Here is a 24743-nt window from a genome sequence, read left to right as displayed (position 1 = left end):
TTGCGTCTGCGTCGTGCGGCCTTTTTTGTTTTGGAAGGGTGACAGAGATGAAGAACTTTCCGATGTTCCTGCGCATGGACGGACGCCGCATTGTGCTCTGCGGCACAGGCGAAGACGCCGCGCGCAAGGCGCGGCTGGCCCTCAAGACAGAGGCGCGGCTGGTGATCGTCGGGCGGGATCTGGATGCGGAACTGCAGGCCCTGGTCGATGCGGGCCGCGCCGATCATCACCCCGACGCCCGCGACGACACCTTTGACAACGCCGCCCTCGTCTTTGTTGCCACCGGGGATCTTGCCCTTGATACCGCGCTCGCCGCCCGCGCCCGCGCGGCAGGTGCCGTGGTCAACGTGGTCGACCGGCCAGAGATGTGTGACGCCTTCACCCCCTCCATCGTCGACCGAGATCCGGTGGTTGTCGCCATCGGGACAGAGGGCACCGCCCCCGTCCTTGGCCGCCGCATCAAGACAGAGATCGAAACCATGCTGCCGCCGCGCCTTGGCGGCTTTGCGGCATTGGGCGGACGGATGCGCGGCGCCGTGGCAGAGCGCATCGCCCCCGCGTCGCGCCGCGCCTTCTGGGAGTGGGTCTTTGCCGGTGAGGTCTTTCGCACCCACAACACGGGCCGCGAACGCGCCGCCGCCTCAATGCTGAAACAGGCCATCGAGGCAGGCCACGCCCCGTCGAACACCGGCCATATCGCGCTGGTCGGCGCAGGCCCCGGCGCACGCGATCTGCTGACCCTGCGCGCCGTCCAGCGCCTGCAACAGGCGGACGTGATCTTCTATGACCGGCTGGTCGACCCCGAGGTTCTGGAACTCGCCCGCCGCGACGCCGAGCGCGTCTATGTCGGCAAGGAGGTCGGCGCCTGCGCCTGGCCACAGGACCAGATAGACCGCCTGATCGTGGCCGAGGCCGCCAAGGGCCGCCGCGTCGTGCGGTTGAAATCAGGCGATCCATCGATCTTTGGCCGCGCGCGCGAGGAACTTGACGCCGCCCAGAGCGCCGGTATCGAGGTCGAGATCGTCCCCGGCATCACCGCCGCCTCTGCCGCTGCCGCCAGCCTGAAACAGCCGCTGACCGAACGCGGCGAGACCGACACCTTTGTCATCACCACCGGCACCTGCCGCCCCGGCGACGGCGCGCCGGACCGCACGCGCCTTGCCCATCTCGGCACCTCGGTCTGTTTCTACATGGCCGTCGAAAAGGCGCATCAGGTCAGCCAGGAGCTGATCGCGGCAGGCGCCCCGGCGGACTGCCCCGTGGACGTGATCTGTTCGGTCAGCACCGATGCCGAACGCCATGCGGCGACCACGCTGGCCCGCCTGCCCGACACCATCCGCGCCGAAGGGTTGCGCAGCCCCGCGATCCTCTTCCTGCGCTACCCCAAATCGCTGGCGGCGCAGCAGGCCGACACACAGGCGGCCTGACGCCCTCAGCGCCCGATGGCATAGGCCTGCATCAGCCGGGGCGTCGCCGCCCCGCGCAGCAGGCCATCCACCGCGCGCGACACCGCCGTCAACCGCCCAAGGCTCCATGGCGCGGCCACATCGATGCCATGCCCGCGCGCGCGCAGATCCGCAATCACCGGCTCCCCCAACCCCGGCTCCACCATCAGCGCGCCGGGCCGCGCCGCACGCGGATAGAAACTGGATTGCAGATGCGCCGACAGGACCAGAGGCGCATCAATCGCCTCTTGCAGGTTCATCCCGTGATGCACGAGGTTGAGGAAAAAGAACAATTGCCACTGGTCCTGCCCGTCGCCACCCGGCGTGCCAAAGGCCAGCCGCCGCCCGTCCGGCCCCCGCGCCATCGACGGCGTCAGCGTCGTCCGTGGCCGACGCCCGGGCATCAGGGTGGTCGGCAACCCCTCGTCCAGCCAGAACATCTGCGCCCGCGTGTTCAGCGGCACGCCCAGCCCCGGCACCACCGGGTTCGACTGCAACCACCCGCCCGAGGGCGTGGCCGACACCATGTTGCCCCAGCGGTCCACCACATCCAGATGCACGGTGTCGCCTTCGCGCTTGTCCAGATGCGCCATCGTCGGCTCTCCGCCGCCTGCCCCGGCCTGATCCGGCACCGCCCGCGCCGCGCGGGCCTGAAACGCCGCCGCCAGATTCTCCTGCCCCGGCACCACCCCCGGTCGCTGCTCGGTCGAGGCCTGATGCCCGATCTGCGCCGCCCGCTCGACCGCATATCCCTTGGACAACAGCAGATCCCCGGCCACGTCGAACTGCAGCGGATCGCCGTAATAGGCCTCTCGGTCGGCATAGGCGAGCTTCATCGCCTCCACCCCCAGATGCACAAATTCCGCGGAGCCGGGGCCCGCCTCGGCAATCCAGGTCTGCTCCAGCATGGCCAGCGACTGCAACAGCGCCGGTCCCTGTGTCCAGAACCCCGCTTTCCAGACCTGCCAGCCGTGATAATCGCCGCAAACCGCCGGTTCGACCGTGGCACGCCAGCCCGCCATGTCCTGCCCGGTCAACACACCGCGCCGCCGCGCGCCGGTGCCATCCATCACGCAGGCCTCGCGCAGGTAATCATCCACCGCCTCGGCCACAAACCCGCCGGAAAACACGCACCGCGCCGCCTCGATCTGCGCCTCTCTCCCTTCGACAGCCTCGGCCTCGGCCAACAACCGTATCCAGAAGCCCGCCAGTTCCGGGTTGCGGAACAGCGCGCCGCCCTCCGGCACCTTGCCGCCGGGCAGCCAGACCGCCGCCGAGGTTGGCCATTCCTGACGAAACAGATCCGCATGATCCGCGATAACCCCCGCCGCCCGCGCCAACATGGGATGCCCCGCCTGCGCATAGTGGATCGCCGGTTCCAGAACGGCGCGCAGCGGCAGCGTCCCATAGTCCCGCAGCATCAGCATCCATGCGTCAAAGGCCCCGGGGATCACCGTCGCCAGCAGGCCGGAGCCGGGGATCAGGTCCAGCCCCTGATCGCGGTAATGCGCCACCGTGGCACCCGCAGGCGCGCTGCCCTGCCCGCAGATCACCTCCGGTGCCTCCTCTCCCGCGCGCCAGACCAGCGCCGGCATATCGCCCAGCGGCCCGTTCAGATGCGGCTCGACCACGTTCAGCACGAACCCCGCCGCGACGCCCGCGTCAAAGGCATTGCCGCCCGCTTCGAGGATTTTCATCCCCACCGCACTGGCCAGCCAATGGGTCGTAGCCACCATGCCAAAGGTGCCGCTCAATTCCGGTCGCGTGGTAAAGCTCATGCGCTGCGCCTGTCCTTCAAGAACCCTGTCCTGTGACCGCGCCGGTCAGAATTTTGCCCCCCAGCGCGGATGCTGGTCGTCGATGACCAGCGAATGCCGATGCTCACGATGGCCCTGCAGATGCGGATGGTCCAGCGGCAGGTTGTCGTGACGGTGCGCCACCTCTGCCGGGTCGCCCGCAGGCCAGAGCCTCAGCGCCACGATGACCCCCAATCCCGCCAGCGCCGCCAATCCGATCAGTGCAGGCACCGGCCCCAGCGCCGTCATCAGCCATCCGGACAGCGGATAGGTCAGCAGCCAGCAGGCATGGCTCAGCGCAAACTGTGCGGCAAAGACGGCGGGCCTGTCCTCGGCATGGGCGGATCGTTTCAACAGGCGGCCGGAGGGCGTCAGAACCGCCGAATAGCCCAGACCGATCAGCACCCAGACCCCCGCCAGCAGGACCCAGCTCAGACCGCTGATCGCGATGCCAAACGCCAGCGCCAGCAGCGCCGCAACCATCAGCACCGCCCCGCCCAGCATCACGGGCCGGTCCGGCAGATCGTCCAGCACGCGCGGCAGCACCAGTGCCGCCGCCATCGACCCCGCACCAAAGGCAAACAGCGTCCAGGCCAGCGCGCTTTCACCCAGACCCAACTGCCCCCGCACCAGCACCACGGAATTCACCAGCACCATGGCCCCGGCAGAGGACACCGCAAGGTTCAGCGCCAGCAGCCCACGCAGGCGCGGCGTGGCCAGATAGATGCGAATGCCGCGCGTGGTGCGCTCATAGATGCCGCGCGGCGCGCTGGCCTTGGGGCTGGGCAGCATGACCGACACCACAAGCGCCGCAGAGGCGATGAACCCCACAACCGTCCCAAGGAACAGCGTCTGCGAGGCCATGACCGCCAAGAGCAGCGCCGCCAGCGTCGGGCTGACGATGTTTTCCAGATCATAGGCCAGCCGCGACAGCGACAGCGCACGGGTATAGCGCGCCTCTTCGGGCAGCACGTCCGGGATCGTCGCCTGAAACGTGGGGGTAAAGGCGGCCGAGGCGGACTGCAGCACAAAGACCAGCGCGTAGACCTGCCAGACCTCGCTCACAAAAGGCAGGCACAGCGCCGCCGCCGCGCGGATGACGTCCAGCACCACCAAGAGGGTCCGCCGGTTCACCCGGTCGGCAAAGGCCCCGGCCACCGGCGCGATGCCCACATAGGCCACCATCTTGATGGTAAACACCGTGCCCAGCACCATGCCCGCGCTGTCGCCCGCCAGATCATAGGCCAACAGGCCAAGCGCCACGGTCGCCAGCCCGGTGCCCAACAGGGCCACGACCTGCGCCAGAAACAGGTGCCGATAGGTGCGGTCTGACAGAATCTCGAACACCGCGGCCACTCCCGTTTTCAGCGTTACTGCCTCGACAGTAGAGCATGTTCAGCGGTTGTGAAAAGTGTCCGCATGAAGGGGCAACTTCCTAACGCAAAGTGAATTCGCCTCTGGAAGCCCTTGATTTCATTCAACCGCCAAGGTGTCCACGCGTGGACACCTCTTCGCCATCCACCGGCACGGCACGGTCCGCCCGCCGCCAGGCGACGATCTCGGCCATGATCGACAGGGCGATTTCCTGCGGATCCACTGCCCCGATATCCAGCCCCGCCGGCGCCTTCAGCCGGGCCACCCTGTCAGGCGACACCCCCTGATCCAACAGCCGCTGCGCCAGCACCCCGGCCTTTTTCCGAGAGGCCACCATCGACACCCGCCGCGCCCCACTTTCCAGCGCCGCCAGCAACCGATCGCCATCCTTCACGCCCTGGCTCGCGACCACCACGAAATCCCGCGCGGTCAGTTCAGCATCGGACGTGTCGCGCAAGACGCGATACCCCGCCAGCGCCCCGTGACCGGCCAGGGCCTCGGCAATCGGCGTCTCGCCAAGGATCACCAATCGCGGCGGCAACTCGAACGGCTCGATCAGCAGGTCCACGGTCCCGCCAGAGGGGCAGCCGCTGCGATAGACTTGCGCGCCGTCGTCATCGGTCAGGTTCACCACCCGGGCCGAGGGCTTGACCCGGATCACCCGCGCCTCCCCCTCGCGCAGGGCCTCGACCGCCGCCTCGCGCACCGCGCGCGTCACACAGGCCCCGCCAAGATGGCCCTGCACCTCTCCCCCGATGGTCACGGCCGCCTTGGCCCCCGCCTTGGCCGAGGTCACCTCCGCGGTCCGGATCACCGTCGCCACACAGAACGGACGCCCCTGACGGCGCAGATCCTCGATACAGTCGAATATGTCAAAGCTGCTCATCCCATCCCTCACAACCGTTCGAATTCCGCTTCCAGCGCCGCCAGCGCCTCGATCGAATTTGCGGGCAACAAGGCGTCTATGTGCGGGCGCGCCGCCGCCATCGCCCGCGCAACGGGCGCATGATCCTGCCAGCCCGCCAGCGGCGTCAGCCAGACCACCCGCCGCGCCTTTTTGCGGATCCGCGCCAGCGCCTCGGCCAGCACCTCGGGGTCTCCGCAGCAATAGCCATCGCTCAGCACGATCACCACGGTCCGCCCGTTCAGCGCGCGCGCCGCATAGCCGTCGTTGAAAGCCCGCAGAGAGCCGCCAATATCGGTGCCCCCGCCGAACCCCTCGGCCATCAGGCTCAACCGCCCCGCCGCACGCAGCGTATCGCGGTCGCGCAGCGCCTCTGTGATGCGCATCAGACGGGTGTGAAACAGGTAAGCATCGGCACGCGTGTCCGCCCCGATCAGCCCCTTGAGAAAGGCCAGAAAGACCCGCGACACCATGCTCATCGACCCGCTCACATCGCAAAGCGCCACGATCCGCAGGGGCCGCTCGGGCCGCCTGCGCCGGTACAGGTCCAGCGGCTCTCCCCCCCGGGCCAGACTGGCCCGCATCACACGGCGCAGATCGATTTCCGCCCCCCGTATCGCCCGGCGCCTGCGCCGACTGCGCCGGTCCCGTATCGCGCGGGCAAGATCCAAGGCCACGCGTTCGGCCTCGCGCAGCGTATCCTCATCCATCAATTCGCGCAGATCCCGCTTGCGCAGGTTGTCGACCCGCGTAGCGATCAGGCGCCCTTCGGTGCCTTCGGCTTCGCCCATACCGTCATCGGGGCGGCTGTCTCCGGCGGGCCCGTCTGCCCCCTCGTCCGGGCCGTTCTCTCCCAGATGCGCCTGCCACAGCGCGGGTTTCGAGGCCTGAACCCGCACATGCGCCGGGGCCTCGCGCCGTGTCACCCGGCCCGCGTTGAACCAATAGGCGTCGAACAGATCGTCGAACCTGCGCCAGCCGTCTGCGTCCGGCACCAGAAGCACCTTCATCGCCTGCCGCGCCTCTTCCGCATCGGTTGCGCGCACCTGCGCCAGCGCGGCCAGAACCGCCTCACTCTCTCCCGGGCCCAGCTTCAGCCCGTTTTCCCGCAAATGCCCGACGAACCCGGCCACCCGGTCCGCGACACCCGCCGCACGGGTCGGAAAACGCGTGACCTGCATCAGGCGACCTTGCCCACGATCCGTGCCATGACTTCCTCCGGCAGGGCATCCCGATCTGCCGCCGTCTTTAGCAGGCAGACCAGCGTGGACTGAACCCGGGCGGGATCCGCAGACAGGTCGTTCAACCCCAGCCCCGACAGCGCCGCCGCCCAGTCCAGCATCTCGGCTACGCCCGGTTTCTTCTCCAGATCCTCGCGGCGCAAGGCCTGCACGACCCCGACGATCTGGCGTGCCAGTCGCGCCTCCAGATCCGGCGCACGCCGCGCAAGGATCGCCAGTTCCGTTTCAAGATCGGGATAATCGACATAGGCATAGAGACAGCGCCGCCGCAGCGCGTCCGACAGATCGCGCGTACCATTGGCGGTCAGGATCACCACCGGCCGCGCCTGAGCGGTCACGGTGCCCAACTCAGGAATCGTGATCTGGAAATCCGACAGGATTTCCAGAAGGTAGGCCTCGAACTCCTCATCCGCGCGGTCGATCTCGTCGATCAGCAGCACCGGCGCAACCTCCTGCGATATCGCATCCAGCAAGGGCCGGCGCAGCAGGAACTTCTCGGAAAACAGGGCCTCTTCGCCCGCACCTTCAGCCCGGATCGCCAGCAATTGCCGCTGGTAATTCCACTCATAGATCGCGTGTGAGGCGTCGAGCCCCTCGTAACATTGCAGCCGGATCAACCGCGTCTGCAGGACCTCCGACAGCGCCTTTGCGATCTCTGTCTTGCCCACGCCAGCGGGCCCCTCCAGCAACAGGGGGCGTCCCAGCGCCAGCGCCAGATGCAGCGCCATGGCCAGCGTCCCGTCCGCCACGTAGCCTCGCACAGCAAGGCGCTCTGTCAGATCCGCTACGTCCATCGTCTGCATCTTCTTTGGTTTTGAAATACCTCGGAGGGGGTCCGGGTGAGGCAGAGCCTCCCCCGGTGGATCGCCGCGCAACAGCGCAGCGAAATCCCGTTACCCGTGCAACCCCAGATCCCGCGCGATCTTCCACACGCGCCAGTGATCATGCGGCATGTGGCTTTGCGTCAGGCCAAAGTGGCGAAAGGCATCGTGCACCGCGTTGGAGAAACACGGCACAGAGCCGACATTCGGGCTTTCGCCGACACCCTTGGCGCCGATGGGATGATGCGGTGACGGCGTGACCGTGAAATCGGTCTGATAGGTGGGCGTCTCCCAGGCGGTCGGCAGGAAGAAATCCGACAGGGTCGCCGTCATGTGGTTGCCCATCTCGTCGTAGGCGATCTCCTGCCCCATGGCGATGGCGTAACCCTCAGTACAGCCGCCATGCACCTGCCCGTCGATGATCATCGGATTGATCCGGGTGCCGCAATCGTCCAGCGCATAGAACTTCCGGATCTCGTGCTCGCCGGTGTCCACGTCCAGATCCATCACGCAGATATAGGCGCCAAAGGGATAGGTCATGTTCGGCGGATCATAGTAGCTGACCGCCTCCAGACCGGGCTCCAGCCCCGGGATCGCCTGATTGTAAGAGGCAAAGGCGATTTCCTTCATGGTCTTGAATCGGCTGCCGTCACCCTTGACCACAAAGCGGTCGACGTCGAATTCCACGTCGTCGTCATGCACCTCCAACAGGTAGGCCGCGATCATCTGCGCCTTGGCGCGGATCTTGCGCGCGGCCATGGCCGTGGCCGCCCCGGCAACCGGCGTGGACCGTGACCCATAGGTGCCAAGGCCATATGGCGCGGTATCGGTGTCACCCTCTTCCAGCGTGATGTCATCGGCCGGAATGCCGATTTCAGAGGCGATGATCTGGGCAAAAGTGGTCGCGTGCCCCTGCCCCTGGCTGATCGTGCCCAGCCGCGCGATGGCGCTGCCGGTCGGATGGATGCGGATTTCGCAACTGTCGAACATGCCAAGCCCAAGGATATCGCAGTTCTTGACCGGCCCCGCACCGACGATCTCTGTGAAATGCGTCAGCCCGATGCCCATCAGCTTGCGCGTCTTGCCAGCCTTGAAATCCTCCAGCCGTTGGGCCTGTTCCTTACGCAAATCGTCATAGCCGACCGCTGCGAGCGCCTTGTCCCAGGCGGTGTGATAGTCACCGCTGTCGTATTCCCACCCCAGCGCAGACTGATACGGAAACTGGTCCTTGCGGATGAAGTTGATCCGCCGCAGCTCTGCCGCGTCCATGTTCAGCTTGATCGCCAGAACCTCGATCATGCGTTCGATGAAATAGGCGGCCTCTGTCACGCGGAAGGAACAGCGGTAGGCCACGCCGCCCGGCGCCTTGTTGGTATAGACACCGTCCACGGCCAGATAGGCGGTGGGAATGTCATAAGAGCCGGTGCAGATGTTCATGAATCCGGCCGGGAATTTCGTGGGATCCGCGCAGGCGTCAAAGCCGCCGTGGTCAGCCGTTGTGTGGCACCACAGCCCGGTGATCTTGCCCTCCTTGGTGGCGGCGATCTTGCCCTGCATCCAGTAATCGCGGGCAAAGGCAGTGGACATCAGGTTGTCCATCCGGTCCTCGACCCATTTCACCGGTTTGCCGGTCACGATGGAGGCCACCACCGAACAGACGTAGCCGGAATAGGCCCCGACCTTGTTGCCGAAGCCCCCACCGATATCCGGAGAGATCACGCGGATGTTGTGCTCGGCGATGCCGGAGATCAGGCTGACGACCGTGCGGATCGCATGTGGCGCCTGAAAGGTGCCGTAGAGCGTCAGCTTGCCCGTCACCTTGTCCATGCTGGCGACACAGCCGCAGGTTTCCAGCGGACAGGGATGCGTACGGTGGTAATAGACCATCTCCTCGGCCACCACGTCGGCCTCGGCCAGCACCGCCTCTGTGGCGTCCTTGTCGCCCTGTTCCCATGTAAAGATGTGGTTGTGATGCTTGCGAGGGCCATGCGCGCCCTCGGTCTGGCCTTCCAGATCCTCCCGCAGCACCACATCTGATTTCAGCGCCTCGAAGGGGTCGGTCAACACCGGCAGATCGTCATAGTCGACCTCGACCGCCTCGACGCCATCGGCGGCGGCATAGCGGTCGGTCGCCACCACATAGGCGACCTCCTGCCCCTGAAACAGCACCTTGCCGTCGGCCAGCACCATCTGCTTGTCGCCCGCCAGTGTCGGCATCCAGTGCAGGCCTAGCGGCTCCAGATCCTTCGCCGTCAGCACTGCCAGCACGCCGGGCACTTTCAACGCCTCTTCGGTGTTGATCGAATTGATCCGCGCATGGGCATAGGGGGACCGGACGAAATCGCCGAACAGCATGCCGTCCATCTTGATATCGTCGACGTAGTTCCCCTTGCCTTGCGTGAATCGCACATCTTCCACCCGCTTGCGCGAGCAGCCCATACCCTTCAGCCCGGCAGAGCGCTCTTCGGGGCTTGCAACCTCGTCCTTCATTCCGCGGCCTCCTTCGGAGCGTTCATCATGTCAGCAGCGGCAAGGATCGCCTTGACGATGTTCTGATAGCCGGTGCAGCGGCACAGGTTGCCTGCCATGCCCATGCGCACCTCTTCCTCGTTCGGTGTCGGGTTCTCCTGCAGGAACCGGTGCGCGCGAGTGATCATGCCCGGCGTGCAGAAACCGCATTGCAGCCCGTGATGTTCGCGAAACATCTCCTGCAGGACGGACAGCGAACCGTCCGGGTTCACCAGCCCTTCGACCGTGGTCACATCCGACCCGTTGGCCTGCGCCACGAACACGGTGCAGGCCTTGACCGACTTGCCGTTCATATCCACCGTGCAGGCCCCGCAGTGCGAGGTCTCGCAGCCCACATGCGGGCCGGTGATCTTCAGGTTTTCCCGCAGGAAATGGATCAGCAGGGTGCGCGGTTCGGCCAGCGCTTCCACCTCTTCCCCGTTCACCTGCATCTTGACGTGCATCTTGCTCATGGTCCCTCTCCCTCAGGCCCGGCGCGACTGGGCGCTGGCGATGGCCCGGCGCAGAACGACGCCCGCCACGTGTTTCTTGAACTCCACCGGACCTTTCATGTCCTTCTGCGGATCAATGGCAGCGAGCGCGGCCGCGACGGTCCCCTCGGTGTCCCCCCCCGCCAAAGCCGCGCCCGCCTCTGCCGACCAGACCGGCGTATCCGCCAGATTGGTCAAGGCAACCGATGCCGTTCCCTGCCCGATAATTACCGCCGCCGCAGCGGTGGCGTAATCGCCGATCTTGCGCTTTTGTTTCACATAGGCCTGACCGCTGCCCGCCACGGGCATGGGGATGTTGATCCGCGTCAGGATCTCATCCTCTGCGCGTGCCGTGTCATAGGCGCCCTCGTAGAACGCCCGCGCCTCCAGCGTGCGTGTGCCCTCTGGCCCGACAAGATCATAGGTCGCGCCAAGGCACATCATGACCGCAGGCATATCGTTGCCCGGGTCGCCATTGGCGACATTGCCGCCCAGCGTGCCCAGACTGCGCACCTGCGGATCGGCGATCTGCAGCGCGGTTTCCCGCAGGATCGGGAGGTGCTGTGTCAGTCCCTCATGCGCGATCAACTCAGCCTGCGTCACCATCGCGCCGATCCGCGCCGCCGTACCATCGACAGAGATGCCTTTCAGGTCGGCAATGTCCTGTAGATCGACCAGATGGCTCAGGTCGGTCAGGCGCAGCTTCATCATCGGGATCAGGCTGTGCCCTCCCGCGACAACGCGCGCCATTTCTCCGTGGGTCTGCAAGAGCGCCAATGCCGAAGCAAGGTCGCCCGGCCTGTGGTAATCAAAACCAGCCGGTATCATGTCTTTAATTCCTCCCTGCGGTCTTCCGCCGCTGGGTGGATGGTGGGACGCGAAGGGGCGCGCAACCAATGACAGAGGGACGAAAAACAGGCATCACCGCACGAAATGCGACATGCCTGCACGAGATGCGAACCGCTCGAAATGCGCGCACCCCGTTTGGGACCTGGTCCGATACCGTCAATATCTCACTCGGGGTCGAGTCTGTCCGGACCGGGGCCTTTTCAGATACCCAGAACCTCGCGCACCGCCGACAGGCGTGAGCGGCTGACCGGAACCTTGGCCAGCGCCTCGACCCCTTCGAAGAACAGCAGGCCGTTGTCCTTGGTGCGCCGGAATTCGGTCACGAAGCCCGGATTGATCAGATAGCTGCGGTGCGTCCGCACAAATCCCACAGGTTCCAGCCGCTTTGCCGCCTCGGAAATCGACCACGGACAGAACAGTTTTTCACTGTTCAGAAAAAGCACCGTGTAATGCCCCTCTGCCCCGACCGCCGCAATCTGCGTCGACTCCGCGAACTGCTTGCGGCCTTCCTTTTCATAGGGCACGGGAATGCGCCCCGTGGCACTGATCACATCCGGTTCCGGCTGCGCCTCTGCCGCTGGCCCGAAAAAGGTGATCCCGGTCAGCAGGAACGCGCCGCAGATCACAAAGGAACTGAGGGTGACGCCAATGGCCAGTGTCTGGTTCGACAGCGCGGGCCCCGCCGCAGCGCCGCTGTCCAGCGCAAGGAACCCCGTCCCCGCCATGGCGATGAAATGCACGGCAAAGACCGACAAGCCAAAGAACAGCGTCCCGTACAGGATGTTGCCGCGCGTGCGTTCATCATAGGCCACCCAGACCGCCGCCACCGACAGGACGATCGCAGCGATCAGCGCCACCGCGACGCCGAAGGCGCTATAGACCGGCCGGCACAACTCCATGCCGCTCATCCCCACGTAATGCATCGCCACGATGCCCAGACCGATGATCGCACCCGCCAGTGTCATGGTGATGCGCGTGCGCTGCTTAAAGTGCAGGATCAACAGCGCAAGCCCCACCATCAGAATCGCGATCAGGGCCGAAATCAGCGTCACCAGCGCGTCGTAATAGAACAGGATCGGCAGCTGCAGGCCCAGCATGGCAACGAAATGCATCGACCAGATCCCGCCGCCAAGCGCGACAGAGGCGATGGCCACCACAACCTTGCGCCGCCCAAGCCCAAGGGCCGAGGCCCCGCGCGTCAGGGAAAGACCGCTGAACCCGGCCATGAGGGCAACTGCCAGAGAGGCCGCCACAAGAACCGGATGATGTGAGTAGTCCAGCACGCCGCAGATCTCCCGATGCGCCAAGTGGTAGTCAACGCCCTTGATCCGTGCAAGCCGCCGACTCGACCCACAGGCGCGAAACCACGCAATTTATGATAAACTTGGGGCAAACACCGCACCCCGCTTTACCGGGTTCCAGAAACATTCCTTGTTAACAAAGCTTAATGGTTTCTTACGCAGAACCAATGACGCGTTTTGACCTTTTTCCGGCCCACAGGCGCTCAAGATCGCCGACCAAGCATCATTTCAAGGACCTCTGCCAATTGGTCCACTGCTCGCCACGCTGCTTCAGGACGGGACATGACGAACCGCTGCCCCCGGCATTTCGATGCCATGCATTCGCACCACCGGACCCCACCGCGGGATGCGGACTGCCGTGATATCGGCAGCCGCTCTGCCGCCCGGGCATGTCCGGTTGGCAATGCCCCCCTGACGCCATCCCCAGCCGCCCCTGCGCGGCCGCCCCTTAGCCGCAACCACGGCTGAGACCACCGGAGACCGATCCAATGTGCTTTCTCTGCCAGAGCCTTGATCCGACGATCACCGAATACGACGCCCACGGTCTGAGTTCGACCACCACGGACGAAGCCCCTTCCAGCGCGGCGGGTTCGGCCAAGCCCACCTACACCCTGGACCAGGTCGCCACTCAGCTGTCCCACGGCTACTGGGAATCCAAGGGCGCCGAATGGCGGGCATTCAGTGTGGACGCCGGCGGCACGCTGACGGTCAATATCGACGGGCTGGATGCCACCGGACAGGCCGCCGCGATGACCGCGCTGGCGGCATGGACCGCCGTTTCCGGGCTGCAGTTCCAGACCACCTCCGGGACCGCCGACATCTCTTTCGATGATGAGGAATCGGGCGCCTACGCATGGTCGTCGATCTACGTCGGCTGGAACCAGATCGCGTCCAGCCACGTCAACGTCCACACCAGCTGGCAGGAATACGGCGACTACTACACACAGACCTTCATCCACGAAATCGGCCATGCGCTGGGTCTGGGCCACGGGGGCGACTACAACGGCAGCGCCGATTTCGATACCCAGGCGCATTACGCCAACGACAGCTGGCAGATGTCGGTCATGTCGTATTTCTCGCAATGGGAAAACGACAATGTGGATGCCAGCTACAACTACCTCGCCACGGCCTCGATGGCGGACATTCTCGCCATTCAGAACCTCTATGGCACGCCGACCAATGTGAACACCGGCAACACCACCTATGGCGACAACACCAACCTGACCCAACTGGGCATGGACCTGTCCACCGACTGGGCGGTGACCATTTTTGACAGCACGGGCGTTGATCTGGTCGACCTCGGCACCCGCAATTTCGATCAACGGCTGGACCTCAATGCCGAGGCATGGTCGGACCTGAACGGCGAGATCGGAAATTTCGGGATCGCGCGCGGCGCGGTGATCGAGAATGCGATCACCGGATCGGGTGACGACGCCGTGACCGGCAATGCCGCCAACAACGATATCCAAACCGGCGCCGGCGTGGATACGATCACGGGCGGCGCCGGGGACGACACCATCGACGGCGGCGCGGGGAACGACACCCTGCTGATCGAAGGCACGCCCGACGGCTATGATCTGGGCTGGGACGGCTACATGCTGTCGATCAGCGACACGGACCTGTCCACGGGCGCCGATCAGGGCACCGACCATCTGACCGGGATCGAAACCCTCAGCTTTTCCGGCGGGTATACCGGCATCTTCGAAAGCGATGCGGCCACCACCACGCTGCGTGTCTCCGCCAACGGCAGCGCGCTGACCTCTCGCCTGTTGCAGATGGACACCTCGGATTCCTACGACTGGTCCAGCATCGCCCGCACCTTTGTGGCGGGCAAATGGGAGACGCAGACAAACACCTATGACGATGGCCGCGTGCTGGAAATCGAGTTCACCGATGGGCTGCGCACCGCCGCCACGATGATGGACGCCGCCGATATCTATGGCTGGGAATGTTACACCGACAGCTACGATCTCGAGGGCGCCAAAACCGCGAACGAGACGACCTGGGACACCGGCAAGGTGGTCGAAACCTACTATGCCAACGGGCAGCGCAGCGGGTCCCTCGTGACCGACGGGGCCGATGACTATTCCTGGCACACGATTCATCGCGGCTATGACCAGAGCGGCACCCTGACCCTGCAGACCAACACCTACGACGATGGCCGCGTTCAGGAAATCGCCTATACCAACGGTGTCCGCTCCTCCATCAGTATGTCCGACACTGGCAACACGGCGTCCTGGAGCAGCTACACGGACAGCTACGCTTCGTCAGGCGCACGGACACAGCGCGTCACCATCTATGATGACGGCCGCGAGGTGACAAACCTCTACAGCGGCAGCAAGGTAGTCGACAGCACGATCGTGGACGGCGCGGATGCCTTTGTCTGGACCTCGATCAACCGCACGTGGGACAACACGGGCAACCTGGACAGCCTGACCACCACCTATGACGATGGTCGCCTGTACGAAACCGACTATGTCGATGGTTTTCGGTCCAGCGCCGTGCTCAGCGATGTTGCCGATGCCTACGCATGGGACCACGCGACAGAGACCTTTGACGATCTGGGCAATCTGATCGAACGCATCACCGTCTGGGATGATGGCAGCCAGAGCGTGATGACCTACTGACCCCCGGACGCCGCCCGCTCAGCCCTCCTGCGGGCGGCTCCAGCCTTCGTCGACCGGGATCACATCCACGCTGTGATCAGTGCTGTGAAAGCCGGAACTGCGCAGCGATCCCTTGACCGGCGCCACATCCGCATAATCGCGTCCAACAGCGACGCTGATGTGATCGGCCCCCACACGCATGTCGTTGGTGGGATCGATCTCGATCCAGCCCACCTCCTGCCCGCACCAGGCCCGCACCCAGGCGTGCATCGCATCGGCCCCGGCCAGCCGTTCCTCACCTTCCGGCGGTTCGGTGCGCAGAAAGCCCGACACATAGCCCGCAGGCACACCGATCCCCCGCAGCGCCGCGATCATGATATGGCTGATGTCCTGACAGACACCACGCCGCTGGGCAAAGGCCTCGGCCGGGTCGGTCGTCACATCGGTGGCGGTCGAGTCAAAGGTGATCTCCTTGTGCAATGCCGCCGAAATCGTCTCGACCGCGCTCAGCACCGGCTGGTTGAACTTGGTCACGCCGCGCGCAAAGGCGGTGATTGGCGGCACCGGCTGCACCCGTTCGGAGTTTCCCAGGAAATGATGCGGCGACTCCGGCGCGACAGAGGGCACCTCGGACAATTCGCGCGGCATATCCCCAAGCTGACAGGACAGATCCAGTTCCTTTGGCAGGTCGCGGCGCTGCACCCGCCCGGTAAAGCGGAACATCACCGACGACAGCGGCGCGTTATAGGCGATCTCCGTCAGCGCGTTGCCAAAGAAATCCACCCGGTCACGCCTGTAATCCGGTGCGGGCTCTGCCTCCAGCAAGCCAGAAATCAGCCGCTGCCGGTCACTGCCGCCCGGCATCATGCGCAGGTACATCCGCGCCGCCCCGGCGGGCTGGTCGTAGGCATAGCGAACCGCAAGCGTCACGTCATAGAGCATCGCTCATCCCATGTACTCGGCCTGTATAGAATCCGAAATCGCCTGCAGATCGTCGCCGATCATGGCCAGCTTTGCACTGTCGAAATGTTCCGGCGTCCCCACCGACAATTCCGTGTGCATGTTCAGGATCTGGCGTTCGACCTGTGACAGCTGCGTGGACCGGCTGCGCCGCGGCAGCTCTGCCTGCTGTGCGCGCAGAACCCCTGCCTGATAGATCACCGAACGCGGGTTTTCCGGGTCGAGCGCCAGCAGGTCCACCACGGTGTTGCGATTGGTCTGCACCGAATAGCGACGGCGATGGGTCATCACGCTGTCACCGATTTCCAGCGCCGCATCGAAACTGCCCGGCGGCGCGCCCCGGGCCGCGAACTCCGCCAGCAGATCGGAAATCTGCACCCCGCGTTCCAGCGCCCGTCCCATCGTCATGAACCGCCAACCGGAAAAGCGGAACATGTTGTCATTAACCAGACCGGCAAACCCGGCCAGCCTGCGCAAAAGCGCGCTCAGCGCCCGCCCGGTCTGATCCCCCGGCTGCAGCCCGTTGGACAGATCGCGCGCCGCCCTGTCCAATTCATCCAGCGCGTACCAACCATCGTCCGAAAACCTGTCCCGCACCTTCGACGCACATCCGCGCGCGCGGTCCATCAGTTGCAGGAACCGTTCCGGCATCGGTTCGTTCAGGGAATATCCGCGCCCTTCGATAAAGCCGCGCAGTTTGCCAAAGACCGGCACCGGCGTGACGCCGTGATCCTCCAGCCGCAGGTGATAAGCCCGCAGACAGCGCGCGACGAAATCCGCCCGTTCCACGTAACGGCCAAGCCAGAACAGGTTGTCCGCCGCGCGGGATGGCAGCCGCCCCGGCATGCGCCGGATGAACGGCCCTTCGGCCTGACCGCTGAGGGTGTCGCTTTCGACCTCCTCGTCGGACACCACCCAGACATCCGCCACCGATCCGCCGTTCTGCATCGCCAGTGCGGTCGGATCGTTGCTCGGCCCGATGCGCGCATAGCCGCCCGGCATCACGGTCCAGCCTTCGCTTGTGCGCACCGCAAAGACACGCACCACCATCGGGCGCGGTTTCAGTTGTCCGTCGATCATCGCGGGCGTCGTGGACAGCGTCACCGCCTCCTGCCCGACCAGAGAGCCGCCGCTCTTTTCCAGCCACTCCCGCACCGGGGCCTTGGCATTGTCGCGGAACCGCCCGCCAAGCGCCGTGTTGCTGTCGATGTCAAACGGCAGGTCGGTCGACAGCGCGGGACCAATCATCATGCGTTCGAGGTTTTCGGCCACATAGGCGCGCTCGGCCTCATGTCCGCACCACCACGTCGCGATATTCGGCAGCTTCAGCGGCTCGCTCAGCAGTGCCTCAGATATGCGCGGCAGAAAGGCCATCAACGCCCGCGCCTCCAGCACGCCAGAGCCTAGACAGTTCAGCATCGTCACCGCGCCAGACCGCAGCGTGCTGACCATGCCCGGCGTCCCGATGGCAGAGCTTTCATCCAGTTCCAGCGGATCGGCAAAGCGCGAATCCAGCCTGCGCCACAGCACGCTGACCGGCTCCAGCCCGCTGATGGTCCGCACCATCAGCTTGCCATCGACCGCCACCAGATCCTCGGACTCCAACAGCAGAAAGCCAAGGTAACGCGCGATATAGGCATGTTCGAAATAGGTATCGGTGTTCTGGCCCGGCGTCAGGATCGCAACCTGCCCGCGTTCCGGCCCGCGCAACTGGGTCAGCCGGTCCCGGAAAGTGCGAAAGAACCCCGCCAGCCGGTGAACATTGGCATCGGGATACAGATCGTTGAACACCCGCAGGGTCGCCATCCGGTTTTCCAGCGCGAACCCGGACCCCGAGGGCGCCTGCGCCCGGTCCCCCAGCACCAGCCAGCTGCCATCAGGCGATCGGCCGATTTCAAAGGCCAGAACATGCAGGAAATTGCCCGACCGCGGCTTGGTCCCGACGATGGGCCGCAACCATTCCTTGTTGCGGGCGATCAACTGCGGCGGCAACAGCCCGCGTTTCACAAGGTCGGCCGGGCCGTAAAGGTCGGCCATGACCATTTCCATCAGTTCCGCCCGCTGGGTGATGCCCTCGGCCAGATCCTTCCACTCGGATTCGGCGATCAGCACCGGAATGTGGCTGAGCGGCCAGTCCCGCACGGTGGAGTCGTCGCCGGTGTAATGGCGGTAATAGACCCCCGCATCCTGCAGGTAGAGATCGCCGCGCGCGAAATCCTGCGCGATCTGCGCCGGACTGCGCGCCGCCAGATGATCGATCAGCGGTTGCCAGACCGGCCGCAGGCTGCCGTCAGGCCGCAAAAGCTCATCAGCCACACCTTCGTGTGGCTGATAAGACTCCAGAGGCTTGGACCGCGCATTGGCGGCAGGGCTGGTTTCAGCCATATTTTTTTAGATCCAGGGCGCCCGCCGCAGGTCCAGCGTCATCGGGAATTCGGGATGCGGGCTTTCAGGCGTCGGCCAGTAGGTGCCGGGCGTGTGTCCCCATTTCTCGAACCGTGCAAGCCTGCGGGCGTCCGCCTCATTCGTGTTGACCGGGAATGTATCATAACTCCGACCGCCCGGGTGCGCCACATGATAGGTGCACCCGCCGATGGACCGGCCAGACCATGTGTCGAACACGTCAAAGATCAGCGGCGCATTGACCGGCAGCACCGGGTGCAATGCCTCTGCCGGTTGCCAGGCCTTGAACCGCACACCGCCCACGCGCCGGCCGCTGGTGCCCGTGTCATGCAGCGGCACGGGCCGCTGGTTGCAGCACACGATATAGCGCGACGGATCCGCCGCGGTCAGTTGCACCTGCATCCGCTCGACCGAGCTGTCGGTGTAGCGCACGGTGCCGCCGATGGCCCCGCGTTCGCCCATGACATGCCAGGGCTCCAACGCCTGCCGCACTTCAAGGTTGACGCCTTCGTAAGTGACCTCACCCGCAAAGGGGAACCGGAATTCGCGCTGCGCCTCATACCATTCCGGGTCAATGTCGAACCCGTGGTCCTTGAGATCGCGCAGCACGTCGAGGAAGTCCGCCCAGACGAATTCGGGCAGCATGAACCGGTCATGCAGGGTCGTGCCCCAACGCACCGGCTTGCCCTTGACCGGGCTCTTCCAAAGCCGCACCAGCAGCGCACGCAGCAGCACCTGCTGCGCAAGGCTCATCCGCGAATCCGGCGGCATCTCAAAGCCGCGGAATTCGACCAGACCCAGACGCCCGGTCGGCCCGTCCGGTGAATAGAGCTTGTCGATGCAGATCTCGGCCCGGTGCGTGTTGCCGGTCACGTCGATCATGATGTTGCGCAACAGCCGGTCCACCAGCCACGGCGGCGGTGCTGCGCCCTCATCCGGATCGGGGATCTGCGACATGGCGATTTCAAGCTCATAGAGCGTGTCATGCCGCGCTTCGTCCAGCCGGGGCGCCTGACTGGTCGGGCCGATGAACAGGCCAGAGAACAGGTAGGACAGCGAGGGATGCCGCTGCATGTAGACGATCAGCGAACGCAGCAGGTCCGGCCGCCGCAGGAAAGGCGAATCCAGCGGCGTCGCCCCGCCGACCACAACGTGATTGCCGCCACCGGTCCCGGTATGTTTGCCGTCGATCATGAACTTGTCGGCGCCAAGGCGGCTTTGCCGGGCCTCTTCGTAGACGCCGGTGGTGATGTCGACACAATCCTGCCAGCTATGGGCGGGATGCACGTTCACCTCGATCACACCCGGGTCCGGGGCGACCTTGATCTCGTTCAGGCGCGAATCCCGGGGCGGCGTGTAGCCCTCGATGTGCAGCGGCAGGTCCAGCGCCTCGGCGGTCTGCTCTGCCGTCGCGATCAGTTCGAGGTAATCCTCCAGCGTCTCCACCGGCGGCATGAACAGGCATAGCTTGCCGTCGCGCGGCTCGATGGCGATAGCGGTCCGCACTTCGCCCCCTTCAGGCGTGACGGCCTGTTCGCGCAGCGCCTCGGACGGCTCATCCCGGCGCAATTTGGCCACGGGTTGTTCCCGTCCGGGGGTCACATCGGGCAGCGTGTCACGCTCTTCCTGCGCGATGCGGCGCAGTTCCTCGTATACGGCGCGGCGCTTTTCATCCAACGCGTTGTAATCCGGCAGGTCTTCGACCGGGATCGTCGGATCCGCCGGGTATGTATAGGGATAGGCGACCTGGCTGATATAGGGCAGCGTGCCCAGCGGCAGGCGGAACCCCACCGGGCTGTCGCCGGGGATCAGGTACAGGTTGCCGCGGCGCGTGCGCCAGCGTTCCGACCGCCAGCCGCGGCCAACGGCACGCGATTGCCAGCGCTGGATCGGCAACACAAACCCCGCCGCCGTGTCCAGACCACGTTCAAACACACGCGCGATCCGCGCCCGCGCTTCCGGATCTTTCAGACGCGAATCCTCCGGGGTGACGTTGTCCGGCAGTTCCGCTTCCTTCAGGATCCAGACCGCCGGATCCTCAAAGGCCGCCTGCACGTATTCGGTGCCGATCTCCAGCGCCTTGGCAAAGCCGACCATGAATTTTTCGGCATCCTTGGACGTCGCGGATTTGGAGGCTTCGCGGGCGATCAGATCCTGGTTCTTCCAGATCGGCTTGCCGTCGCGGCGCCAGTACAGCGAATAGGTCCAGCGCGGCAGCGTCTCTCCGGGATACCATTTGCCCTGCCCGTAATGCAGGAAACCACCGGGCGCGAAACGGTCACGCAGCCGCCGGATCAGGTCATCGGCCAGCGCGCGTTTCTGCGGGCCGACAGCGGCGGTGTTCCATTCCTCGCTTTCGAAATCGTCGATCGAAACGAATGTCGGCTCGCCGCCCATGGTCAGGCGCATGTCCTGCTCGGCAATTTCCGCGTCGACCTTCTTGCCCAGCGTATCCAGCGCCTCCCAGGCCTCTTCCGAGAAGGGTTTGGTGATGCGCGGGTGTTCGGCGACCCGGTGCACCTCCATCTCGAATTCGAAATCGGTCTTGGTGTCCTTATGACCGGCAAAGCCCCCGACAATCGGGGCAGCATTCGAATAATGCGGCGTGGCGGCCAGCGGGATGTGGCTTTCCCCTGTCAGCAGGCCACTGGTCGGGTCCAGCCCGATCCAGCCCGCGCCGGGCAGGTAGACCTCGCACCATGCGTGCAGGTCGGTGAAATCGTGATCCGTGCCGGACGGGCCGTCCAGCGCCTCCAAATCCGGTTTCAGCTGGATCAGGTAGCCGGATACGAAACGCGCGGCAAAACCAAGATGGCGCAGGATGTTCACAAGCAGCCAGCTGCTGTCCCGGCAAGAGCCTGACTTCTTTTTCAGCGTCTCCTCGGGGTCCTGAACACCCGGCTCCATGCGGATCAGGTATTCTGTCTCTTCTTGCAGCTGCCGGTTCAGATCGACCAGCATGTCGACGGTGACCTCGGCCTTTTTCGGTGCGCTCTCGACCCATTTCTTCAGCAAGGGGGTCAGCGGCACGGTCTTGCGGTACACCACAAGGTCATCGGCGATTTCTTCGGGGTATTTGAAGGGGTACGACCGGGCCACCTCGTCGACAAAGAAATCGAACGGATTGTAGACCGTCATGTCGGCCACCAGATCGACCTCGATCCTCAGTTCGCGCACCGGTTCGGGAAAGACGAACCGCGCCAACCAGTTGCCGTAGATGTCCTGCTGATGATTTACGAAATGCCCGCCCGGGCTGACCTTCAGCGAGTGGCTGATCACCCGGGTCCGGCTGTGCGGCGCGGGCCTCAGCCGGATGATCTGGGGCGAGAGGGAGACCGGCCGGTCGTATTTGTAGTGCGTCAGGTGCCGGATGCTTGCGGTGATCGCCATGATTATCCCATTCGTCGCGTTTGCCTTTGGGTTACAGAAACCCTCGGGGCTAGGGATGTAAAGGCGCGCTGCCGGATGGGGGCAATTCCCCTTGGCAGTTCCGGGATACCGGGGCCTCCGGGACGTCCGGTGATGAAATATTGTGCAGTCGTCGAGCGGCGGATGGCCCGCCGCCCCGGGAATGCCGCAGGATTACGCAGCATGAAAAGAAAACCGGGCAAGCCTGCGCTCGCCCGGTGTGAGATGCATCAGCGCATGGTTTCAGGCGGCCTTGCCGGTCCGATCCCGTCCATCCCCCGCCGCGCCATCGCTGCGGCCCGTCGTAAAGCGGCCAACGGTCGCCGACAAAGAGCGCGCATCGTTTCGCATCATATGCGCGGAGGCGGTCGCTTCTTCGACCATGGCGGCATTCTGCTGGGTCACCCGGTCGAGGTTGGACACCCCCACGTTGATCTCCTGCAGCCCGCGTGCCTGTTCGCCCGCGCTGCCGGCGATATTGGTCACCATTTCCGACACGTCGGCCACCTTTACCAGCACCTCGTCCAGCGCGCTGCCCGCCTCTTCGACAAGGCGGACGCCGGAATGCACCTGCTCTCCCGCGCCGGTGATCAGGTCCTTGATCTGCTGGGCGGCGGCGGCGCTGCGCTGGGCCAGACCGCGCACCTCTGTGGCGACCACGGCAAAACCCTTGCCGCTTTCGCCCGCCCGCGCGGCCTCGACGCCCGCGTTCAGCGCCAGAAGGTTGGTCTGAAAGGCGATGTCGTCGATGACATTTGTGATCTCGCCGATCTGCTCGGAACTCTTCTCGATCGCGCCCATCGCCTCGATCGCGGATTTCATCACCGCGCCGTTGCGTTCGGCGATTTCGCGGGTGACGCGCACCTGCTCATCCGCGCGCTGCGCGTTCTCCGCCGCCGAACTGACACTGCCCAGCAATTCCTCCAGCGCCGCGGCCGATTGCTCCAGCGTCGCCGCCTGTGTCTCGGTCCGTTTGGAGAGGTCGTCCGAGGCCGCCGCGATCTGGTTGGCATTGTCCACAAGGCTGCTCGACGCCAGTGTCACCTCGTCGATCACCGCCCGCAGTTTGCCAAGGGCACGGTTGTAGTTGACCCGCAGCGCCACGTATTCCGGCGGGAACTCGTTTTCGATCTCGCGGTTCAGCACCCCTTCGGCCAGCCGGTCCAGGGCGCCGCCGAGGTCCTGCACCATCGCGGCCTGCTCCTCCAGGTTGCGGGTCCGCTCTTCTTCGGCGGCCCGGGCGTCGCGCAGCGCCTCCAGCATGGTTTCCATGTGCCGCCCGATCAGGCCGAACTCATCCCGCCGCCCCTCCATGCCCAGGCCGGTGTCATAATCCCCCTGCGAAATACGGTTCACCGCGTCGGTGACCTGCGTCAAGGGACGCCCCAGGGAGCGCCGCAGGGCCAAGGCCGTCAGGACCATCATCACCGCAAAGACCACCGCCGCGGAAATCAGGATCCGCATCTTGTCCGCAGCCACGGCGGCAAGGGCGGCATCCGCGTTCCACGCCATCGCCACCGCGCCGATCGCGTCACCGTCGGGGCCCGCCCGCACCGGCGATGCCACCAACAGCCCGTCCCCGCCGATCTTCTGCGTGGCGTCCCCCAAGGCCGCGCCTGCCAGCGCCGTGATCCCGGTCACCAATCCCGCGTTGTCGCCGGATTGCGCCATCACCGCCCCATCGCCATCCAGGATCACCATCGCGCGGCCATTGGCACCGGCCGCCGCAAGGGCCGCCTGCATCTCTTCCTCGATCTTCGGCAGGGCCTTGAAACGGATCGGTTTGAACAGCGCATCCGCAGAGAGCGATACGGATTTCTCCGCCTGTTCCTGCACGCTCTTGACCGCCAGCCCCTTGATCAGCTGGGCCGATTGAAACGACAGGATGCCGGCCACCGCGATCGTGGTGACCGCCATGATCCCCGCACATCGGACAAAGACCGACCTCAGGCCGGCGCCTGTCCGCTTTTCACCGCTCTTACCAGTCATTGTTTTCTTGTTCCTTGCCCGATGGAATCTGCCAAAGTCGGAGGTCACACGGTCACATCAGCGATTCAGCGTCGATACCGACCGTCATGGCCCCGATCGGATCGCCGCTGGCGGGATCGGTGATGGTCACGGAAATCTGCGCCTGATAGGTCTGGCTGGACTCGTCGAATTCGATCTCGCCGAAATGCACCGCCCCCGCGCCCTTGGGATAGGTTTCCTGGAACTTCGCCTCATCGCCCTGCCAGTAGTCCGAGGTCGCGCCGGAGGCGGCGACGTTCAGGCCCTGCGCATCCATGATGAAGACTTCGGTGATCTGGCCGCCGCTGGCATCGACCTGTCCGCGCAGGAAATCCGCCGCGGCGTTCATCAGCACGCCATCCACCAGATCCGACGCGCTGCCCACCTCGGCCCGCCACTTCAGGTCCATCTCGTCGATCCGCGCGGCGTCATAGCCGGATGTCATGGTGTTCTGCGCCCGGATCGCCTCGACGATGGCGGCGTCATGGGCCCAGGCCATGATGGCACTGTCGACATAGGCCTGCATTGCTTCGTTGGGCTCTACGGCCTGCACCATCGGGGCGGCGGCGGCAAAGGCCGCGGCCAGCAGGAAAACACGGTTCATGAGAGGTCTCCGGTTGGGGTTCGAG

Annotated in this window: 16 protein-coding genes; 2 read left to right on the top strand and 14 right to left on the bottom strand. The window is 65.1% G+C overall.

What is annotated here, in order from left to right; translation table 11 throughout:
* Positions 1 to 47 precede the first annotated feature (47 nt).
* Positions 48 to 1427 carry a siroheme synthase CysG gene (gene cysG, locus ACTXGA_RS04100; protein WP_443391860.1) on the top strand — a complete coding sequence of 460 codons (1380 nt, stop codon included), beginning with the start codon at positions 48 to 50 and terminating at the stop codon, positions 1425 to 1427.
* Between the two features lie 5 nt (positions 1428 to 1432).
* On the opposite strand, the gene ACTXGA_RS04095 is transcribed toward cysG, so the two are convergent.
* The 9 genes from ACTXGA_RS04095 to ACTXGA_RS04055 all read right to left on the bottom strand — a co-directional run bounded on the left by ACTXGA_RS04095 (position 1433) and on the right by ACTXGA_RS04055 (position 12712).
* Positions 1433 to 3223, bottom strand: coding sequence for a gamma-glutamyltransferase family protein (locus ACTXGA_RS04095; RefSeq protein ID WP_443391859.1), 1791 nt, complete (start codon positions 3221 to 3223; stop codon positions 1433 to 1435).
* 45 nt (positions 3224 to 3268) lie between these two features.
* Positions 3269 to 4588, bottom strand: coding sequence for an MFS transporter (locus ACTXGA_RS04090; RefSeq protein ID WP_443391858.1), 1320 nt, complete (start codon positions 4586 to 4588; stop codon positions 3269 to 3271).
* A gap of 130 nt (positions 4589 to 4718) precedes the next feature.
* Positions 4719 to 5501, bottom strand: a complete 783-nt coding sequence (locus ACTXGA_RS04085) for an XdhC family protein (protein ID WP_443391857.1) — start codon at positions 5499 to 5501, stop codon at positions 4719 to 4721.
* 8 nt (positions 5502 to 5509) lie between these two features.
* Positions 5510 to 6700, bottom strand: coding sequence for a vWA domain-containing protein (locus tag ACTXGA_RS04080; protein ID WP_443391856.1), 1191 nt, complete (start codon positions 6698 to 6700; stop codon positions 5510 to 5512).
* The gene (locus ACTXGA_RS04075) at positions 6700 to 7554 is read right to left on the bottom strand and encodes an AAA family ATPase (RefSeq protein ID WP_443391855.1); all 855 of its coding nucleotides are present in this window, start codon (positions 7552 to 7554) and stop codon (positions 6700 to 6702) included. The genes ACTXGA_RS04080 and ACTXGA_RS04075 overlap by 1 nt, the downstream gene beginning before the upstream one ends.
* Positions 7555 to 7653: 99 nt before the next feature.
* Positions 7654 to 10071 (bottom strand): aerobic carbon-monoxide dehydrogenase large subunit, encoded by a 2418-nt coding sequence (locus ACTXGA_RS04070; RefSeq protein ID WP_443391854.1) that lies wholly within the window; start codon positions 10069 to 10071, stop codon positions 7654 to 7656.
* Positions 10068 to 10562: a (2Fe-2S)-binding protein gene (locus ACTXGA_RS04065; protein ID WP_443391853.1), complete on the bottom strand. Its 495-nt coding sequence runs from the start codon at positions 10560 to 10562 to the stop codon at positions 10068 to 10070. The genes ACTXGA_RS04070 and ACTXGA_RS04065 overlap by 4 nt, the downstream gene beginning before the upstream one ends.
* A 12-nt stretch (positions 10563 to 10574) precedes the next feature.
* Entirely contained in the window at positions 10575 to 11408 is an 834-nt protein-coding gene (locus ACTXGA_RS04060; RefSeq protein WP_443391852.1) for an FAD binding domain-containing protein, read from the bottom strand.
* Between the two features lie 221 nt (positions 11409 to 11629).
* On the bottom strand, positions 11630 to 12712 hold the full coding sequence (locus ACTXGA_RS04055; RefSeq protein WP_443391851.1) for an MHYT domain-containing protein: 1083 nt from the start codon (positions 12710 to 12712) through the stop codon (positions 11630 to 11632).
* Positions 12713 to 13218: 506 nt separating this feature from the next.
* Here ACTXGA_RS04055 and ACTXGA_RS04050 point away from each other — a divergent pair.
* Positions 13219 to 15357: a M10 family metallopeptidase C-terminal domain-containing protein gene (locus ACTXGA_RS04050; RefSeq protein WP_443391850.1), complete on the top strand. Its 2139-nt coding sequence runs from the start codon at positions 13219 to 13221 to the stop codon at positions 15355 to 15357.
* A gap of 18 nt (positions 15358 to 15375) precedes the next feature.
* Here ACTXGA_RS04050 and ACTXGA_RS04045 read toward each other — a convergent pair whose 3' ends face one another.
* The 5 genes from ACTXGA_RS04045 to ACTXGA_RS04025 all read right to left on the bottom strand — a co-directional run bounded on the left by ACTXGA_RS04045 (position 15376) and on the right by ACTXGA_RS04025 (position 24718).
* On the bottom strand, positions 15376 to 16278 hold the full coding sequence (locus ACTXGA_RS04045; protein ID WP_443391849.1) for a transglutaminase family protein: 903 nt from the start codon (positions 16276 to 16278) through the stop codon (positions 15376 to 15378).
* A gap of 3 nt (positions 16279 to 16281) precedes the next feature.
* The gene (locus ACTXGA_RS04040) at positions 16282 to 18681 is read right to left on the bottom strand and encodes a circularly permuted type 2 ATP-grasp protein (protein ID WP_443391848.1); all 2400 of its coding nucleotides are present in this window, start codon (positions 18679 to 18681) and stop codon (positions 16282 to 16284) included.
* Positions 18682 to 18687: 6 nt separating this feature from the next.
* A complete protein-coding gene (locus tag ACTXGA_RS04035; protein WP_443391847.1) occupies positions 18688 to 22089 on the bottom strand; it encodes a transglutaminase family protein in 3402 nt (1133 codons plus the stop codon).
* A gap of 261 nt (positions 22090 to 22350) precedes the next feature.
* Positions 22351 to 24096, bottom strand: coding sequence for a methyl-accepting chemotaxis protein (locus ACTXGA_RS04030; RefSeq protein WP_443391846.1), 1746 nt, complete (start codon positions 24094 to 24096; stop codon positions 22351 to 22353).
* A gap of 52 nt (positions 24097 to 24148) precedes the next feature.
* The gene (locus ACTXGA_RS04025) at positions 24149 to 24718 is read right to left on the bottom strand and encodes a hypothetical protein (RefSeq protein ID WP_443391845.1); all 570 of its coding nucleotides are present in this window, start codon (positions 24716 to 24718) and stop codon (positions 24149 to 24151) included.
* Positions 24719 to 24743: the final 25 nt, after the last annotated feature.

The organism is Antarctobacter jejuensis, from assembly GCF_052266595.1.
Lineage (GTDB): Bacteria > Pseudomonadota > Alphaproteobacteria > Rhodobacterales > Rhodobacteraceae > Antarctobacter > Antarctobacter jejuensis.
Note: the sequence above shows the minus strand (reverse complement) of the source record. Positions and strands in the feature narration are given on the sequence as shown.

What these genes read in the sequence shown, in the direction of transcription:
- ACTXGA_RS04065 (WP_443391853.1), bottom strand. Translation starts at nt 10,562, where the DNA reads ATGAGCAAGATGCACGTCAAGATGCAGGTGAACGGGGAAGAGGTGGAA.
- ACTXGA_RS04035 (WP_443391847.1), bottom strand. Translation starts at nt 22,089, where the DNA reads ATGGCGATCACCGCAAGCATCCGGCACCTGACGCACTACAAATACGAC.
- cysG (WP_443391860.1), top strand. Translation starts at nt 48, where the DNA reads ATGAAGAACTTTCCGATGTTCCTGCGCATGGACGGACGCCGCATTGTG.
- ACTXGA_RS04050 (WP_443391850.1), top strand. Translation starts at nt 13,219, where the DNA reads ATGTGCTTTCTCTGCCAGAGCCTTGATCCGACGATCACCGAATACGAC.
- ACTXGA_RS04045 (WP_443391849.1), bottom strand. Translation starts at nt 16,278, where the DNA reads ATGCTCTATGACGTGACGCTTGCGGTTCGCTATGCCTACGACCAGCCC.
- ACTXGA_RS04040 (WP_443391848.1), bottom strand. Translation starts at nt 18,681, where the DNA reads ATGGCTGAAACCAGCCCTGCCGCCAATGCGCGGTCCAAGCCTCTGGAG.
- ACTXGA_RS04060 (WP_443391852.1), bottom strand. Translation starts at nt 11,408, where the DNA reads ATGATACCGGCTGGTTTTGATTACCACAGGCCGGGCGACCTTGCTTCG.
- ACTXGA_RS04070 (WP_443391854.1), bottom strand. Translation starts at nt 10,071, where the DNA reads ATGAAGGACGAGGTTGCAAGCCCCGAAGAGCGCTCTGCCGGGCTGAAG.
- ACTXGA_RS04085 (WP_443391857.1), bottom strand. Translation starts at nt 5,501, where the DNA reads ATGAGCAGCTTTGACATATTCGACTGTATCGAGGATCTGCGCCGTCAG.
- ACTXGA_RS04080 (WP_443391856.1), bottom strand. Translation starts at nt 6,700, where the DNA reads ATGCAGGTCACGCGTTTTCCGACCCGTGCGGCGGGTGTCGCGGACCGG.
- ACTXGA_RS04075 (WP_443391855.1), bottom strand. Translation starts at nt 7,554, where the DNA reads ATGGACGTAGCGGATCTGACAGAGCGCCTTGCTGTGCGAGGCTACGTG.
- ACTXGA_RS04095 (WP_443391859.1), bottom strand. Translation starts at nt 3,223, where the DNA reads ATGAGCTTTACCACGCGACCGGAATTGAGCGGCACCTTTGGCATGGTG.
- ACTXGA_RS04025 (WP_443391845.1), bottom strand. Translation starts at nt 24,718, where the DNA reads ATGAACCGTGTTTTCCTGCTGGCCGCGGCCTTTGCCGCCGCCGCCCCG.
- ACTXGA_RS04030 (WP_443391846.1), bottom strand. Translation starts at nt 24,096, where the DNA reads ATGACTGGTAAGAGCGGTGAAAAGCGGACAGGCGCCGGCCTGAGGTCG.